Genomic DNA, 15,403 nt, shown 5'->3' with positions numbered 1-15,403 from the left:
CTATTTATTAGACAATATTATTTGAGGAGTAATATAGTTTAAAAACTGAATATTATTTGTTGCCTTAACGTTAAATTCCTTTCTAAGTGATATTCCTTGTGGTGTTTTCACTTCAATTTGTAATTTATTATCTATTTGATCTAAAGGAACCCTACTATATTGTATTTGGTTGGGCAGTGTTTGCCAATTACGAGTATCTGTTTTTTCGGTAACAGCATTAAAAATACTGACCAATGCTCCTAAACCTTGGTTTTGATTACTCACAATACTTTCTGACACTTTTTTAGCTGCTACTCTAAGTGCTATTTTGCCTATTTCTCTTGCTGTTCTGTCTTTCAGGGTTTTAAAAGCGATAGTTTTATAATCTTCTATCAATTCAAAATTATATTTTATATCACTATTATTAATTAATGCTCTTCCATTAGTAAAATACAAACCTCTATTCTGATACTTTGGAAATGCTATATTTAAAACACTAGTAGTATTACTATTGGTAGGAACAGGAAAACTAACCCCTAGCTCACTATTACTAAAATTCACAAAGCCATTATTACTACCTGGCAACGCTACAAAAGTAAAATAGGATTGAGATTTATAAGGCACTAATCCGTTTTCCCAAAACACTATTACCTCTCCATAACTCTTAGTCTTTTGGATATATTTTAACCCAAACTGATTGCTGTATCTAATTTCCTCATCTGTAAAACCTAGTAAATGAGCTGTATTAATTACGTCTTGTTTTAACTGTTTGGGAATTGTTACTCCAAAATAACTCCCTTTATTAGTAACATAAAGTTCCAATGCATTTCTATACGAAATAAAAGCATCGTTTAAATTACCTGTTGCCTCATATAGCATTCCTTGTAAGTTTAAGGCAAAAGCATCTGTCGTATATCTGTTTTTTTTACCCGCTGGGTAAGAATCATTTATTTTCTGAAGTTCTAAATTAATTCGTTTTGCTTCTACCAAAGCATCGTCATATAAATTTAAAAAAATATAATTCAACGCTTTGTAGTAATGAATGCTTACTTTTTCAAAATCTTCTGCTCTATACGGAGTTTTTTCAGGATTGGTAAGTACTCCCAATACTCCAGCTGCTAAATTTTTCTTTTCCTCCTCTATTAATATATCTGCTTTGTTAAAAAACTCATTACTTAATGTATAGTCTTTATTTAAATAAGCTACTTTTCCTTTTTCTAAATACAGTAATAATTCATTTCTGTGTTTGTTTAAAAACTTATTTTTATCAATACTTACAATTGCATCAGCATACTCACCACTCACTATTTCTTCTTGATATTTTTCAGATAAAGAATGGTAGGTAGCACAACTTATGCTACTTAAAACAAGTAACATATAAAGGGCAAAAGTAATGCGTTTTTTATGTTTCATAAAATTCAGAAAAAACAAAAAACTGCTTAGCTAAACACTAAACAGTTTTTAAATTTTAATTAATCTTAGTTTTTTATAAATTTCTTAATTTTCTTATCCCCAAACCAGACTTTTTCGTTGGTTTGAATATTAGTTAACACTAAATCTACTTGATAATATACTACTTTTTGTTTTTTAAGAGCATCTACAACGGAATTTATAGTCCCTTGTAACATAAAATCTGCTCCGGTTTCTAAACCAAATTTTTTCATGGTAGACACAGAAGAGTTTGTTTGTTGATCTGCTCTTTCAGCTCTTAGTTCATTTCTCATTTCACCACCTTGTACCACTTTTGCTTTCTGATATTTTACCAACGCTTTTTCTACTTCAATAGTAAACAATTCTGCATCTATGTGTTCATGAGATTTGTTTCTAACCAAACCTACAATCACAGCTGGTTTTTTACCTGTTGTCACTTTGTATTCGTTAATCCAATCTCCCATAACAATTTGAGAGCTTAAAGCCTCTGCAGATAATCTTGCATCTGTATCATTCCACCTTCCGCTAATATCTATTTGTTCGTCGGTAGCAACTCTAGTTATTTTTCTAGAACAAGATGTAATTGTTAAAAACCCAACAACACTTAACATTGCTATTAAAACTCTTTTTTTCATTTTTATTTTGATTTGTTTTTATTTAATATCTACGACCATGAATTGGAAACTGAATTCCAAAACGACTTCTATAAAACGGATAACTAATTCCACCATAAAAAGAAGTTCTAACAGGGTAAGAAGTGCTATAGTAACGAGTGTTTTTAGCACGTTCCATACGTTCTTCATGCTTCCATAAAGATCGCATTGCTCTATGATCTTTGTGTATTTTTTTACGAATTCTTTTTTCTTCCATAGGATCTATGGCTACATAGGTTTGTTGTACTGTAGTTCCTTGTTTACTTACATAATCATTTGCAACATTTACATATTGTTCGTAAGCAGCTTTATAATTAGGATTTTGATCTGATTCGTTTTGTGAATATGCTACTACAGAAAACAACAGACCAAATAAAAGTATTAAATTTCTCATAATGATATATTTAAAATGATATACTAAACTAAGTTACCAAAATTATACCAAACTTTTTTTAACAAACATTAACAAAAACCTACGTTTGCATATGATTAGCTATTCCAAATTGCCCAAGATTTTTCTGCCTGAAGCTCTAACATTTGCAACCCATTTTTGGTAGCTGCTCCTTGCTCTCTTCCCAAACGTAAAAATGTAGTTTCTGATGGATTGTAAATCAAATCAAACAACAAATGATTGCTATTGATAAACTGGTAAGGTATCTCTGGCTTTAGTTCTACTTCTGGTGCGGTTCCTAACGGAGAACAATTTACAATTACGGTATACTCTTCTACTATTTCTTGACTTAACTGGTGATACCCAAAAACAGTATCTGTTGCTGTTCTAGATACAAACTTATAGGCTACTCCTAACTTTTTAAACGCATAAGCCACTGCTTTTGATGCACCTCCTGTTCCTAAAATTAAAGCTTTTGTATGATGTAGTTTTATAAAAGGTTCTATTGATTTTTGAAACCCATACACATCTGTATTGTATCCTACAACAGTGCCATCATCATTTAATTTAATGGTATTTACAGCTCCTATTTCCTCGGCATCTTTGTCTAAAGAAGTTAAAAACTGTTGTACTTCTTGCTTATAAGGTATCGTTACGTTTAACCCTTTTAATCCATTTTCTTTTATCTCTATTACCTTTTTTAAAACTGAAATATCTTGTAAATCAAAATTGATATAGTGATGATTTTCAATTCCTTCCTTTTTAAATTTTTCTGTAAAATAGCCTCTAGAAAAAGAATACGATATATTTTTTCCTACCAATCCAAATGTAACTTTACTCATACTTAATTTATTTTTTGTAAACGCTCTATTCCAAGCACTATGGTAATACCTATAATAACAAAACCTATAGCCATCCTATTTTGCTGTAGTGCAAGGTCTGGCATAAACTTATCAAAACCAATAATTATTTTGTTATGAAATTTATCTAAAACAACTTGCCCATTATAATGAGCATATAACTTATTTTTCCATGGCCATACCGTTCCTAAAGAGCCTATAATAAAACCTATAATTAATGCATTTACAATTTTACCCCACTTGACTAATACAAAAGCTAATATTTGTGAAAAAAATATCAATCCAAAAATAGAGCCCAAGGTAAAAACGCCAATAATTGCTAAATACTCTTGATGTGTGGGATCTTGTAAAGTAGAAAAATCTCCAACTATTAATGACAGAATTACGTTCGATAGAATATTAACAGTATCTACTAACAAGAACACATAATTGCCCATTAACATTAAAATATAAGAACCCGATAAACCTGGAATTGTCATACCAGAAACACCTATAATTCCACACAAAAACACAAACCAAAGATTGTGATTTTCGGTACTAGGTTCTATAAAATTAATGGCAATTCCTATTGTTATTCCTATGCACAAAGACACATAACTTTTTAGCTCCCAACCTTTATATCTTTTAATCAAGTAAATTCCAGAACCTATAATCATTCCAAAAAATAGAGACCATACATCTAATTCGTAATTCACTAAAAAATAGTCTAACAATTTAGACACCGTAAAATAACTAAATACTATTCCACCAACTATAAAGATTAAAAACCTAGCATTTATATACGTTAAAAAGCTTTTAATTCCTCTTTTAAAAAGCAATGCAACTGCTTTGTTGTTAATTTTTTGAAAAGAATAAATTAGTTCATTATAAAAATCTAAGACATAAGCCACGGCTCCACCAGAAACTCCAGGCACTTTGTTTGCAACCCCCATCAAAATTCCTTTGATAAAGAGCACAAGATTATATAATAAACTTCCTTTTGGAAACATGTTTATGATTTATGACTTGCTAATTTTTCTAAACCAAAAATCAATAAAAAACCAATAATTGCCAATCCAATAGCTATTGTTAATTGTGCTTCTCCATTGTAATTTGTAGGTAAAATACTATTTTGTAAAACAGGTACTTTTATTCCCTTAGAATTAATTCTAGTCGTTAATGTTTCTTTCCAAGGCCATATTTTGTTTAAAGAACCTAATATAAACCCTGTTAATCCTGCTAAGGTTACATCTTTATAGTGGTTAAACAACCATTTTAACACTCTAGAAAAACTTAATAGACCAACAACACAACCTATACCAACAACAGCAATGGCTTGTAAGTCTCTTGAATGAACCGCGGTAAGAATAGCTTCATAGGCTCCTAACAACACCAAAATAAAAGCTCCTGAAATACCCGGCAAAATCATGGCACAAATAGCCAGGGCTCCTGCTAAAAACAAAAACAGATAAGAAGCTTCATCATTTACCAAAGGCTTGGCAACAGTTATAGAATAGGCTACAACACAAGCTATAAGCAAAGCTACAATCTCTTGAATTCTCCACTTTTTAATTTGCTTACCCACATAAAAAATACTTGCCAACACTAACCCAAAAAAGAAAGACCAAACCATAATAGGTTTAGTGCTCAATAAAAAAGAAATTCCTTTTGCCAAAGAAACTACGCTAATAGCAACACCTAACAATAGTGCTAATAAAAAATTAGCATTCGCTTGTTTCCAAGTTTCTTTTAGTCCCTTTTCTTTTAATGTTTTTAACAACGATAAATTTATATTGCTTATCGTGGTTAGCAGCTCCTCATAAATTCCAGAAATAAAAGCAATGGTACCTCCTGAAACTCCTGGAACAACATCGGCAGCTCCCATTGCCATTCCTTTTAGAGAAATAACAGCATAATCTTTAAGTGATCTTTTCATTAAAAGTGTTTTGGCAAAAATAAATTTTAAAACTAGTTCTCCAAAAAGTTTGAAACCATTCTTTTAACTTTTAAATCTTTAAAAACTACAGGATATAAATCTTTTATAACTAAGTGATAATCAAAATCTAATGTTAAAGCTGTTTTTAAATGTAAATAAGCTTCTTTTTTTCTATCTGTTGTATAAAACAGACAAGCCAACCTATACTCTATTTCCGAAAAATTTGTGTGTTGTCTTTTTGCTTTTACCAAAGTAAGTAAAGCGGTTTCATATTCACCTATCAATACCCAAATATCGGCTAAGGTTACCCACACATCAACACCAGACTCTCCTAACTCTATACAATTTTCTAAAGACTCTGCTGCCTCCTCATAAAAATTAAGTTTAAGATTTATATCTGCCTGAAATCTTAAATACTCCACATTGGTCTCGTCTAGGGCAATTGCCTTATTTAAATAATGTAAAGCTTTGTCGTAGCTTTTTTCTTCGCTACTAATTACCGATAATAACATCCAGCATTTATCTAACAAAGGATCTTCATGCAGTGCTTTTTTATAAAAGTAAATAGCTTTTGTCGCATTTCCTTTCTTTTTATAGCACTCTCCTATTCTTAAATAAGCATAAGCAGTTGGATCATCTAAGTCTAAAGTTATTTGGTAATTTTTGATGGCCTCATCAAAACGTTGTAATTTTTCTAAAGTCTTAGCTTTTTCTATATAACCACCAATAAAAGATTCGTCTATTATGACAGCATAATCAAAAGATTTTAATGCTTTTTTGTATTCTTTTAACACAAAATATTGTCTTCCTATTTGGTGCCAAGCAACTTCGCAATATGGATTTTTATTAATATAATCATCTAAAAAAGCAATGGCTTCTTTGTGAGCAGATTCCATTTCATAACAATAAATGATATTATAAAGAGCTTGATAATCTTCTAAATCAGCATCTAAACAAACCGAAAAATGAGTTCTAGACTTCTGATAATCATCCAAATACAAATACTCCATCCCTAACAAAGAAGAAACATCAGCCAAATCATCTGTATACTTCTTTGCAATTTCTAAGTACTTAATCGCTTCTTTGTGATTGTCTTTTTTAGACAATAAGTTGGCAATTTGAATATATACCTCTTCATTAGAAGGATAAATAGCCATTAAATTATCTAACAACGCTCTTGCTTGGTCTAATTTATCTTCAAACACCATTATTTCTGCCTGAATTAATTTAATATCTGCAGAATCTGGATGCTGTTCTAGTGCTAAAAAAACGGCTTTTTTAGCCATAGAAGTATTTCCTTCATCTAAATAATAATGGATAATCTCCTCAAATTCAGTAGTATCAAAAAAATACACATCATTTGTCTTTAGCATTTCCTCAAATTTAGATAATGACATCATGTTTTATTAATTTTAGTAGCGCAAACCTTTTTACCTAATATAAAAGTAAGCAGAAAGTCTGTTTATATAAGGTAGGTATCCCAAATGTTTTTAACAAATTAATCAACAAAAAAACTATATTTGTACTACTAATTTACTTAGACCTTATGAGTGACAAAATACTTCTAAACTCAAAAAAAATTCAAATCATACTTCAAAGATTGGCTTGTCAATTAATTGAAAACCATGGTGATTTTTCTAACACTGTCTTAATAGGATTACAACCTAGAGGAACTTATTTTTCAGAAAGAATAGCTTCTATTCTTACCAATGATTACGGAGTTAAAGACATTAAATTGGGAAAACTAGACATTACTTTTTACCGAGATGATTTTAGACGTAGAGACGAACCTTTAAACGCAAACTCTACCGAAATTGATTTTTTAGTAGAAGATCAAAAAGTAGTGTTTATTGATGATGTTTTGTTCTCTGGAAGAAGTATCAATGCTGCTTTAACGGCAATACAATCCTACGGAAGACCTGCAGAAGTAGAACTTTTGGTCTTGGTAGACAGACGTTTTAGTAGACATTTACCTATTCAGCCCGACTATAAAGGTGCTACTGTAGATGTTATTAACGAAGAAAAAGTATTGGTAAGTTGGAGCGATGACACCACCAAAGATGCCGTGTATATTATTAACAAGAAAGACAAGTAGATGAAGACGTTAAGTGTTCCAAACTTATTAGGAATTAAACACCTAATAAAAGAAGATATCGATTTAATTTTTGAAACTGCCGATCATTTTAAAGAAGTGATTAACAGACCTATCAAAAAAGTACCTTCACTAAGAGATATTACCATTGCCAATTTATTTTTTGAAAACAGTACTAGAACTAAATTATCTTTTGAATTGGCAGAAAAACGTTTGTCCGCAGATGTGATTAACTTTTCAGCTTCGGGTTCATCCGTAAAAAAAGGAGAAACACTAATTGATACTGTGAACAATATTTTATCTATGAAAGTAGATATTATTGTAATGAGACACCCAGATGTGGGAGCACATGAATTTTTAGCAAAACATGTGAATACCAAAATAATTAATGCAGGAGACGGTACTCACGAACACCCTACACAAGCTTTGTTAGATTCTTTTTCTATTAGAGAAAAATTAGGAGATGTTGCGGGTAAAAAAGTAGTAATTGTAGGAGATATTTTACACTCTCGTGTGGCATTATCTAATATTTATGCTTTAAAACTACAGGGGGCAGAAGTTAAAGTTTGTGGACCTGTCACTTTAATTCCTAAATATATTGAAAGCTTAGGAGTAACTGTAGAAACCAATTTAAGAAAAGCCTTAGAGTGGGCAGATGTTGCCAATATGTTACGTGTACAAAACGAACGTATGGACATTAAATATTTTCCATCTACTAGAGAATATACGCAATTGTATGGAGTTGATAAAAAATTACTAAATTCACTAAACTCAGAAGTTACTATTATGCACCCAGGTCCTATTAACCGTGGGGTAGAAATTACTTCTGATGTAGCAGATTCAGACCAAGCTATTATTTTAAATCAAGTAGAAAACGGTGTTGCCGTAAGAATGGCTTGTATTTATTTATTAGCTACTCAAATTAAAAAATAAGACAGATGAACATAACCTCATCCGAAAAACACACACTTTTAACTGCCAAAACTTCTTTTGATGCTTTTAAACAAGAGCTATCTAACGTCTTTGGTGATTTTAAAGATCAAAATATTGTTCTAGATTTTTCTAACATAAAAGTTACTGAAGAAGACATTCAGTCTTTAGAAAAATATGCAGAAACACAAGCAGAAAACAATTTATCTTTTGCTATTATAGCCGTTAATTTTGATGCCGATGCCTTTGAGGAAGAACTAAACGTTGTACCTACTTTAACAGAAGCTGAGGATATTATTGACATGGATGAAATGACTAGAGATCTAGGATTTTAATATGGGGATCCAACTCACCATATTAGGCTGTCACTCAGCCACACCAAGAACCAATGCGCATCCTACTGCTCAATATTTAAAAATAAACGAAAGACATATTTTAATTGACTGTGGAGAAGGAACGCAAGTTTTGTTACGACAACATAAAGTTCCTTTTGCAAAAATTAAACATATTTTTATCTCCCATTTACACGGAGATCACTTTTTTGGTTTGGTAGGTTTAATTTCTACATTTGGATTGTTAGACCGTAGAACAGAACTACATATTTACGGACCTAAAGGGATTAAAGAAATTATTACTTTACAATTAAAACTATCCAAATCTTGGACTTCTTTCCCTTTGCTTTTTCATGAATTAAATAGCACAGAGTCTCAAATAATTTTTGAGGACAAAAAAATAAGTGTTACCACTATTCCTTTAGACCATAGAGTTTATACTAATGGTTTTTTGTTTCAAGAAAAAGAAGGACAAAGAAAATTAAACATGGAAAATATTATCCATGAGCCAGAAATAGAAATTTGTGATTATCACAACCTAAAAAACGGCAAAGATTTTACAAAACAAGACGGAACTGTATTAGAAAACGATGATTTAACACTACCTCCAAAAACAGCACATAGCTATGCTTTTTGTAGCGATACCGCTTACAAGCCAGACATTGTACCTATTATAAAAGGAGCAAGTTTATTATATCACGAATCTACTTTTTTAGAAGATAAAAAAAACTTAACCGAACGCACAAAACACAGTACTGCCAAAGAAGCAGGAAGTGTTGCCAAACAAGCAGAGGTTCATAAATTAATTTTAGGTCATTATTCTAGTAGATACAAAGACCTAAACCAATTTAGATTAGAAGCTCTGACTGAGTTTGAAAATGTAGAATTGGCTGAAAGCGGAAAAGTGTTTATTATTTAAACACTTCAAAACATTATTACTGAGAATCCTTGGTCTTTTGCTAACAAAAAAAACTTTATTTTAAATAGTTTTCTTATGTTTGAAACCTGTTTCTGACAACATAAAAAAACCTATGAAAAAACAGTTTAATAAAAGTTTAAGAATTACTAAATATGTAATATATAAAGAAACATTTGTAGATAAAAAAGAGCATTTTTGGTCTTTTGTGGGTTCTTTTGTAGGAATTGCATGCATTGCTTTTATACAAACTTTTTATTTAGACAAAACAGCCAGTATTTTTTTAATTGGTTCTTTTGGAGCTTCTAGTGTATTGGTTTATGGTGCTATATATAGCCCTTTGGCACAACCCCGAAATTTAATTGGAGGTCATGTAATTTCAGCTCTTATTGGTGTCTGTGTTTACAAAACAGTGGGAGATATTTTTTGGTTAGCAGCCCCATTAGCCGTTAGTCTCTCTATTGTTGCTATGCAAATAACAAAAACGCTACATCCGCCAGGAGGTGCAACTGCTTTAATCGCTATTATTGGTTCTAAAAAAATTATTAGTTTAGGATTTTTCTACGTGTTATCTCCAGTTCTTTCTGGTTGTTTAATTTTATTATTTACAGCCTTATTATTTAATAATATTACCAAAAATAGAGTTTACCCTAAACAAAGTAAATTCATCAAAAGAATACGCAACATAGACTAAAGAATTTCTTTGTTGATTAATTCCAAAATTGTAATTACCTCAACAGCCTCTTTTACATCGTGTACACGTAAAATTTGTGTCCCTTTTTGTACCGCAATAGTGTTGGCAATAGTTGTTGCATTTAATGCTTGTTCTGGATTTATATGTAATGGTTTGTATAACATAGATTTTCTAGAAACTCCCGTTAATACGGACAAGTTCATTTCTTGAAAATAGTCTAAGTTTTTAAGTAATTCAAAATTATGAGCCACACTTTTTCCAAAGCCAAAACCAACATCTAAAATAACATCGTGTACGTGTAATTTATTTAATATTTCTATTTTTTTAGACAACTCATAAAACACTTCTGTTACTACATTTTTATACACTGGGGCTTTTTGCATGGTTTGCGGATTTCCTTGCATGTGCATAATAATATAAGGAACTTGTAGTTCTGCAACGGTTGTAAACATAGCATCGTCTAAATCTCCTCCAGAAATATCGTTGATCATACACGCACCAGCCTCAATACATTTTTTTGCGACCTTACTTCTAAAAGTATCAACAGATATTAAGATATCAGAAAAATTAGCAACTAGTAGCACTACCACAGGAACAATTCTATGCAATTCCTCTTCTTCGGTGATATGCTTTGCCCCTGGTCTTGAAGAGTAAGCACCTACGTCTATAAAAGTAGCTCCAGCTTGTAACATACTAGCTACTTGGTCTAAAATTTCTTTTTCATTTTTATATTTCCCTCCATCAAAAAAAGAATCAGGGGTAATATTTAAAATCCCCATTACTTTGGGAACAGACAAATCAATAATTTTTCCTTTACAATTGAGAGTTCTTTGCATTAAAATACTTTTGTTTTATAGATAGACGGAAACTCATAATTGTTTATTAAATTCGTTTCCGATATCGAAATTACAGAAAAAACACACATTATGTCTAATACTTCCAAACAATACGATAAAATTATTAACGATTGCCAGAGCTTATTTTCTAAAAAAATGAGTGATTATGGGAGCGCTTGGAGAATTTTGAGATTGCCTAGTTTAACAGATCAGATTTTTATAAAAGCACAACGCATTAGACAACTGCAAGAAAACGAGGTAAGAAAAGTTGATGAAGGTGAAGTTTCTGAATTTATAGGAATTATCAACTACTGCATTATGGCTTTAATTCAGATTGAAAAAGGAATTGCAGATCAGCCAGATTTAAACACACTAGAAGCTGTAGAATTGTATGAAAAACATATAAAAATTACCAAAGAACTAATGCTAAACAAGAATCACGATTATGGTGAAGCCTGGAGAGATATGAGAGTAAGTTCTTTGACGGATTTAATTTTACAAAAATTATTAAGGGTGAAACAAATTGAAGACAACCAAGGAAAAACATTGGTTTCTGAAGGAATTGATGCCAATTACCAAGATATGATTAACTATTCTGTTTTTGCAATGATCCACTTAACTTTTTAATACTATGAAATTCATCACCCAATTATTTAGAATACTTATAGGAGCCCTATTTATTTTTTCTGGTTTTGTAAAACTAGTAGACCCTTTAGGATCTGCTTATAAATTTGAAGAATATTTTGGAGTTGATGTTTTAAACTTAGAGTTTTTAATTCCCTACGCACTACCTTTTGCCATTCTTTTAATTGTAATAGAATTACTTTTAGGAATTGCTATTCTGCTTGGCTACAAAACCAAGTTAACACTTTGGAGCCTGTTTAGTATTACCACATTATTTTTGTTTTTAACATGGTATTCTGCTTTTTATGATAAAGTAACAGATTGTGGTTGCTTTGGTGATGCCATTACCTTGAGTCCGTGGGAAACGTTTTATAAAAATGTGGTTTTTATAGCTCTAATTATATGGATGCTACTACAACAAAAACATATTCTGCCTTTATTTAACAAAACCATTAACAAATGGATATTATTTATTGCGTGGTTTGCCTCTTTTTATATTATATACCAAGCCCTAAGCTCTTTACCTCTTATTGATTTTAGAGCCTATGCAGTAGGTAAAAACATTAAAGAAGGAATGGAATATAAAGAGGATGGAGAAATTCCACCTGTGCATGATTTCTTTTTAGAATCTGAAACAGATGATTTAACCGAGACTGTTTTAAATGCTCCTAAAGCTATTTTAATAGTTATGAATAAATTAGAGGCTACAGAAAAACAATCATGGAAAACACTAAAAGAATTTGCGACCAAAGCAACACAGAAAGGATACATTGTTTATGCGCTTTCTAGTAGCGGATCTGATTTGGTTACAAAAACTAAACAAGAACAAAAACCTCCTTTTGACATTTTGTTTTGTGATGGAACAACCTTAAAAACCATGATGAGAGCCAACCCTGGAATTCTTATTTTAGAGAACGCAACAGTAATTTCGAAATTTCATTGGAAGAATATAGATAAATCTAATTTTTAATTAAACTTTCAGCAACTTTACAAGTCTTAGTTTAAACTTTAAATAAACATGACTAATTTTTCTAGAAGGTTCCTTTACATTATCTTCATAATGTGGAGCTTTATTAACTATGCACAAGAAATAGAGATAAAAGGAACAATTATAGACGAAACCACTAAAGAACCTATTGAATTTGCTACCGTTCAGATAGAATCTACTAAAAACAACCGATTATTAGGATACGGATTTACAGATGAAAACGGAGCGTTTGAAATAGAAGGAGATTTAAAAAAAGAAACTGATATCTCTCTAGTAATTACCTACATAGGATACACTACATATAAAGAAAAAATTGCCGCTAGCAACAATATTAGTGTAGGTCAAATTATATTACAAGAAGCCGCAGAAAGCTTAAACGAGGTAGTTATTACAGCTACACCACCTGTATTAATTAAACAAGACACCATACAATACAATGCATCCTCTTTTAAAACTAGAGAAGATGCTGTTGCCGAAGATTTATTAAAAAAACTACCCGGTGTTTCTATAGACAATGAAGATGGAAGCATACAAGTAAACGGTGTAGACGTTACTAAAATTTTGGTAAACGGAGAACCTTTTTTTAGTGACAACCCTCAAGTAGCAATGAAAATTTTATCTAAAGATGTTATTGATAAAATTGAAATTACCAACACTCGAAGTGATGAAGAAAACTTTACAGGAAGTATAAACAGTGAAGAAACAAAAACCATAAACATTACCTTAAAGAAAAAAGACAATGGAAACATTTTTGGAAATGTTACTGGCGGATACGGAACCGATGATCGTTATGAATTAAATGGTGTGGTAAACAGAATGTATAAAAAATCTTTATTAACCGTATTGGCATTTAGCAACAACGTTAATAAAAATAATTTTAGCTACGGAGATGATGATGATGCCAGTTCGCTAGACAAATCTAAAGCCATAAAAACAGAAAGTAACGTAGGGTCTAATTACTCTGATAAATTTATAAATGGTGATAGAATTAACGTTGATTATATGTTTTCTGACACCAAATATGACAAAGGAGTTAGAACAGATAATACCATTTTATTACCCTCTACATTAAATTATAGTGTAGAAAATTCAGACCAAACAACAAACCAACAAATACACAGAGGAAACTTAAAACTAATTAATTCTATTTTTGATAACTTTAGATTAATTACCAATGCTAGATTTTTTTCTAAAGATCGTGAGTACTCTAGAAATAATGACAGCGAAACTAAAAATGAAGCTAATGAATTGATTAACAACAATAATTCTCAATTACATCAAACACAGAAAGCAAAATCTTTAAATTCATCTATAAGTGCTATTTATAAGTTTGAAAAGCTAAACTCTTACGCTACCTATAAAATTTTTACCACAGCAAATTCTTATCAAAATAACAATGTAAATCAGTCTGAAACTAACTTTTTCAAAAACAATCCAAGAACTGTTTTAAGAAATCAATTAACAGATTATGACAGACAAGATACGCGAATAGGAAATAGCTTTAAATATGGACAAAGACTTGGTGGCAACCACGTAATAGAATATGAAATTGAGAATAGAAATGAAAAACAAGAAACTTTACAAGATGTTTTAGATGTTGATCAAACCAACAACAATAGCACAAATTTTAATTCTAGTTTAAGTTATGATCAGGAAATTAATGTTAAAAAACTACAGCATGAACTTTCTTATATCTACAAAAAAAATAATTTCTATTATAATTTTAGAGTTAGCCATTTAAATACTGAATTAGACAATCAGGAGTTTAACAGAGGTATTGGTTTGGTTAGAGATTTTAAAGATTTTTTATATTCATCAAAAGCACGCTATAAAACCAAAAACGGATTAATTTTTAACGCAAATTACAGAACCAAAAGTATTGTTCCTAGATATTCTGAATTATTAACTATTACAGACAATACAAACCCCACCAAAATAACGATTGGTAACCCAGATTTAGACAGAGAATTAGAGCATTTACTTAGTTTAAACATTCGTTTTTACAACAGAAAAAACAAAATTTATTTCTTTAATAGGTTTAGCTACACCACAGTACAAGATAAAATTATAAACAAATCTATTATTGACGAGGATTTAATTACCACCAAAACGTTTGTAAACAATAGCGAGAACAACATGTTTACAATTAATGGTAGTATTTCTAAAGACTTTAAAAAAACACCTTTATTTTACAATCTTAAATTAAAATGGTATAGCTCAATAGGAAAAAACGCTCACTTTGTAAACAACGTGGCTTTTCAGAGTAGTTATTATCGATTCTCTCCTTCGTTATACACAGAGTTTAATTATAATGATTTGTTTGAAGTTTCGCCCTACTACAGACTGTTTTTAGACAATACAGATTATAACAATGATGCTATTAAAGACCAATCTAACACTCAACACACTTTTGGTTTAAACGTAACTACATTTGCTCCTAAAAGATTTACAATCTTTAACCAACTTCAATACAATCTAAACCCAAAATTTGAAAAAAGTTACGGAAGGGAATCTTTAGTTTGGAATATTACAGCTAATTACAGCATTGTTCCTAACAAAGCAAAAATAAAACTTACTGTATTTAATATTTTAAATCAATACAACAACACCAATAGAAATCTATCAGAAAGTAGAAACTCTACCTACACATATGATGCATTGCAACAATACGCAATGCTAAGTTTTAAATATATTTTTAAGAATTAAACACCTGCATTTTAAAATAAAAACAGCTTTAGTGAGAACTAAGGCTGTTTTTATTT

At 30.7% G+C, this 15,403-nt stretch carries 16 protein-coding genes; 8 read left to right on the top strand and 8 right to left on the bottom strand.

Going from position 1 to position 15,403, the window contains the following annotated elements; genetic code table 11:
• The 7 genes from FHR24_RS04990 to FHR24_RS04960 all read right to left on the bottom strand — a co-directional run bounded on the left by FHR24_RS04990 (nucleotide 1) and on the right by FHR24_RS04960 (nucleotide 6,602).
• Nucleotides 1–1,392 carry a COG3014 family protein gene (locus FHR24_RS04990; protein WP_167184761.1) on the bottom strand — a complete coding sequence of 464 codons (1,392 nt, stop codon included), beginning with the start codon at nucleotides 1,390–1,392 and terminating at the stop codon, nucleotides 1–3.
• Between the two features lie 65 nt (nucleotides 1,393–1,457).
• The gene (locus FHR24_RS04985; RefSeq protein ID WP_167184759.1) at nucleotides 1,458–2,045 is read right to left on the bottom strand and encodes a penicillin-binding protein activator LpoB; all 588 of its coding nucleotides are present in this window, start codon (nucleotides 2,043–2,045) and stop codon (nucleotides 1,458–1,460) included.
• A 22-nt stretch (nucleotides 2,046–2,067) separates the two neighbouring features.
• Nucleotides 2,068–2,457 carry a hypothetical protein gene (locus FHR24_RS04980; RefSeq protein WP_167184756.1) on the bottom strand — a complete coding sequence of 130 codons (390 nt, stop codon included), beginning with the start codon at nucleotides 2,455–2,457 and terminating at the stop codon, nucleotides 2,068–2,070.
• A gap of 95 nt (nucleotides 2,458–2,552) precedes the next feature.
• Nucleotides 2,553–3,296, bottom strand: coding sequence for a shikimate dehydrogenase family protein (locus FHR24_RS04975; RefSeq protein WP_167184753.1), 744 nt, complete (start codon nucleotides 3,294–3,296; stop codon nucleotides 2,553–2,555).
• A 2-nt stretch (nucleotides 3,297–3,298) separates the two neighbouring features.
• Complete coding sequence (locus FHR24_RS04970) at nucleotides 3,299–4,303, bottom strand: DUF368 domain-containing protein (protein ID WP_167184750.1); 1,005 nt, start codon at nucleotides 4,301–4,303, stop codon at nucleotides 3,299–3,301.
• Between the two features lie 2 nt (nucleotides 4,304–4,305).
• A complete protein-coding gene (locus tag FHR24_RS04965; protein WP_167184746.1) occupies nucleotides 4,306–5,229 on the bottom strand; it encodes a DUF368 domain-containing protein in 924 nt (307 codons plus the stop codon).
• A 32-nt stretch (nucleotides 5,230–5,261) separates the two neighbouring features.
• Nucleotides 5,262–6,602, bottom strand: a complete 1,341-nt coding sequence (locus FHR24_RS04960; protein WP_243846501.1) for a tetratricopeptide repeat protein — start codon at nucleotides 6,600–6,602, stop codon at nucleotides 5,262–5,264.
• A gap of 173 nt (nucleotides 6,603–6,775) precedes the next feature.
• Here FHR24_RS04960 and pyrR point away from each other — a divergent pair, with 173 nt between their 5' ends.
• The 5 genes from pyrR (at nucleotide 6,776) to FHR24_RS04935 (ending at nucleotide 10,193) form a co-directional block, all read left to right on the top strand.
• On the top strand, nucleotides 6,776–7,324 hold the full coding sequence (gene pyrR / locus FHR24_RS04955) for a bifunctional pyr operon transcriptional regulator/uracil phosphoribosyltransferase PyrR (RefSeq protein WP_167184739.1): 549 nt from the start codon (nucleotides 6,776–6,778) through the stop codon (nucleotides 7,322–7,324).
• A complete protein-coding gene (locus FHR24_RS04950; RefSeq protein ID WP_167184736.1) occupies nucleotides 7,325–8,254 on the top strand; it encodes an aspartate carbamoyltransferase catalytic subunit in 930 nt (309 codons plus the stop codon). It begins immediately after the preceding gene.
• Between the two features lie 5 nt (nucleotides 8,255–8,259).
• A complete protein-coding gene (locus FHR24_RS04945; protein ID WP_167184733.1) occupies nucleotides 8,260–8,586 on the top strand; it encodes a hypothetical protein in 327 nt (108 codons plus the stop codon).
• Between the two features lies 1 nt (nucleotide 8,587).
• A complete protein-coding gene (locus FHR24_RS04940) occupies nucleotides 8,588–9,502 on the top strand; it encodes a ribonuclease Z (protein ID WP_167184730.1) in 915 nt (304 codons plus the stop codon).
• Nucleotides 9,503–9,614: 112 nt separating this feature from the next.
• Nucleotides 9,615–10,193 (top strand): HPP family protein, encoded by a 579-nt coding sequence (locus tag FHR24_RS04935; RefSeq protein WP_167184725.1) that lies wholly within the window; start codon nucleotides 9,615–9,617, stop codon nucleotides 10,191–10,193.
• Here FHR24_RS04935 and folP read toward each other — a convergent pair.
• A complete protein-coding gene (folP, locus tag FHR24_RS04930; RefSeq protein WP_243846500.1) occupies nucleotides 10,190–11,029 on the bottom strand; it encodes a dihydropteroate synthase in 840 nt (279 codons plus the stop codon). The genes FHR24_RS04935 and folP overlap by 4 nt on opposite strands.
• A gap of 90 nt (nucleotides 11,030–11,119) precedes the next feature.
• On the opposite strand from folP, the gene FHR24_RS04925 reads away from it, so the two are divergent.
• The 3 genes from FHR24_RS04925 to FHR24_RS04915 all read left to right on the top strand — a co-directional run bounded on the left by FHR24_RS04925 (nucleotide 11,120) and on the right by FHR24_RS04915 (nucleotide 15,347).
• Nucleotides 11,120–11,656 carry a DUF1599 domain-containing protein gene (locus FHR24_RS04925; protein WP_167184720.1) on the top strand — a complete coding sequence of 179 codons (537 nt, stop codon included), beginning with the start codon at nucleotides 11,120–11,122 and terminating at the stop codon, nucleotides 11,654–11,656.
• Nucleotides 11,657–11,660: 4 nt separating this feature from the next.
• Nucleotides 11,661–12,623, top strand: coding sequence for a MauE/DoxX family redox-associated membrane protein (locus tag FHR24_RS04920; protein WP_167184717.1), 963 nt, complete (start codon nucleotides 11,661–11,663; stop codon nucleotides 12,621–12,623).
• A gap of 90 nt (nucleotides 12,624–12,713) precedes the next feature.
• Nucleotides 12,714–15,347 carry a TonB-dependent receptor gene (locus tag FHR24_RS04915; RefSeq protein WP_167184714.1) on the top strand — a complete coding sequence of 878 codons (2,634 nt, stop codon included), beginning with the start codon at nucleotides 12,714–12,716 and terminating at the stop codon, nucleotides 15,345–15,347.
• Nucleotides 15,348–15,403: the final 56 nt, after the last annotated feature.

Origin of the sequence: Wenyingzhuangia heitensis, assembly GCF_011762155.1 — a bacterium.
In the GTDB taxonomy this organism is placed as follows: Bacteria; Bacteroidota; Bacteroidia; order Flavobacteriales; family Flavobacteriaceae; genus Wenyingzhuangia; species Wenyingzhuangia heitensis.
The sequence above is the reverse complement of the archived record's forward strand: the minus strand, read 5'-3'. Positions and strand labels throughout refer to the sequence as shown.

What these genes read in the sequence shown, in the direction of transcription:
- pyrR (WP_167184739.1), top strand. Translation starts at nt 6,776, where the DNA reads ATGAGTGACAAAATACTTCTAAACTCAAAAAAAATTCAAATCATACTT.
- FHR24_RS04945 (WP_167184733.1), top strand. Translation starts at nt 8,260, where the DNA reads ATGAACATAACCTCATCCGAAAAACACACACTTTTAACTGCCAAAACT.
- FHR24_RS04965 (WP_167184746.1), bottom strand. Translation starts at nt 5,229, where the DNA reads ATGAAAAGATCACTTAAAGATTATGCTGTTATTTCTCTAAAAGGAATG.
- FHR24_RS04970 (WP_167184750.1), bottom strand. Translation starts at nt 4,303, where the DNA reads ATGTTTCCAAAAGGAAGTTTATTATATAATCTTGTGCTCTTTATCAAA.
- FHR24_RS04915 (WP_167184714.1), top strand. Translation starts at nt 12,714, where the DNA reads ATGTGGAGCTTTATTAACTATGCACAAGAAATAGAGATAAAAGGAACA.
- FHR24_RS04935 (WP_167184725.1), top strand. Translation starts at nt 9,615, where the DNA reads ATGAAAAAACAGTTTAATAAAAGTTTAAGAATTACTAAATATGTAATA.
- FHR24_RS04985 (WP_167184759.1), bottom strand. Translation starts at nt 2,045, where the DNA reads ATGAAAAAAAGAGTTTTAATAGCAATGTTAAGTGTTGTTGGGTTTTTA.
- FHR24_RS04980 (WP_167184756.1), bottom strand. Translation starts at nt 2,457, where the DNA reads ATGAGAAATTTAATACTTTTATTTGGTCTGTTGTTTTCTGTAGTAGCA.
- FHR24_RS04925 (WP_167184720.1), top strand. Translation starts at nt 11,120, where the DNA reads ATGTCTAATACTTCCAAACAATACGATAAAATTATTAACGATTGCCAG.
- FHR24_RS04940 (WP_167184730.1), top strand. Translation starts at nt 8,588, where the DNA reads ATGGGGATCCAACTCACCATATTAGGCTGTCACTCAGCCACACCAAGA.
- FHR24_RS04960 (WP_243846501.1), bottom strand. Translation starts at nt 6,602, where the DNA reads ATGCTAAAGACAAATGATGTGTATTTTTTTGATACTACTGAATTTGAG.
- FHR24_RS04975 (WP_167184753.1), bottom strand. Translation starts at nt 3,296, where the DNA reads ATGAGTAAAGTTACATTTGGATTGGTAGGAAAAAATATATCGTATTCT.
- folP (WP_243846500.1), bottom strand. Translation starts at nt 11,029, where the DNA reads ATGCAAAGAACTCTCAATTGTAAAGGAAAAATTATTGATTTGTCTGTT.
- FHR24_RS04950 (WP_167184736.1), top strand. Translation starts at nt 7,325, where the DNA reads ATGAAGACGTTAAGTGTTCCAAACTTATTAGGAATTAAACACCTAATA.
- FHR24_RS04990 (WP_167184761.1), bottom strand. Translation starts at nt 1,392, where the DNA reads ATGAAACATAAAAAACGCATTACTTTTGCCCTTTATATGTTACTTGTT.
- FHR24_RS04920 (WP_167184717.1), top strand. Translation starts at nt 11,661, where the DNA reads ATGAAATTCATCACCCAATTATTTAGAATACTTATAGGAGCCCTATTT.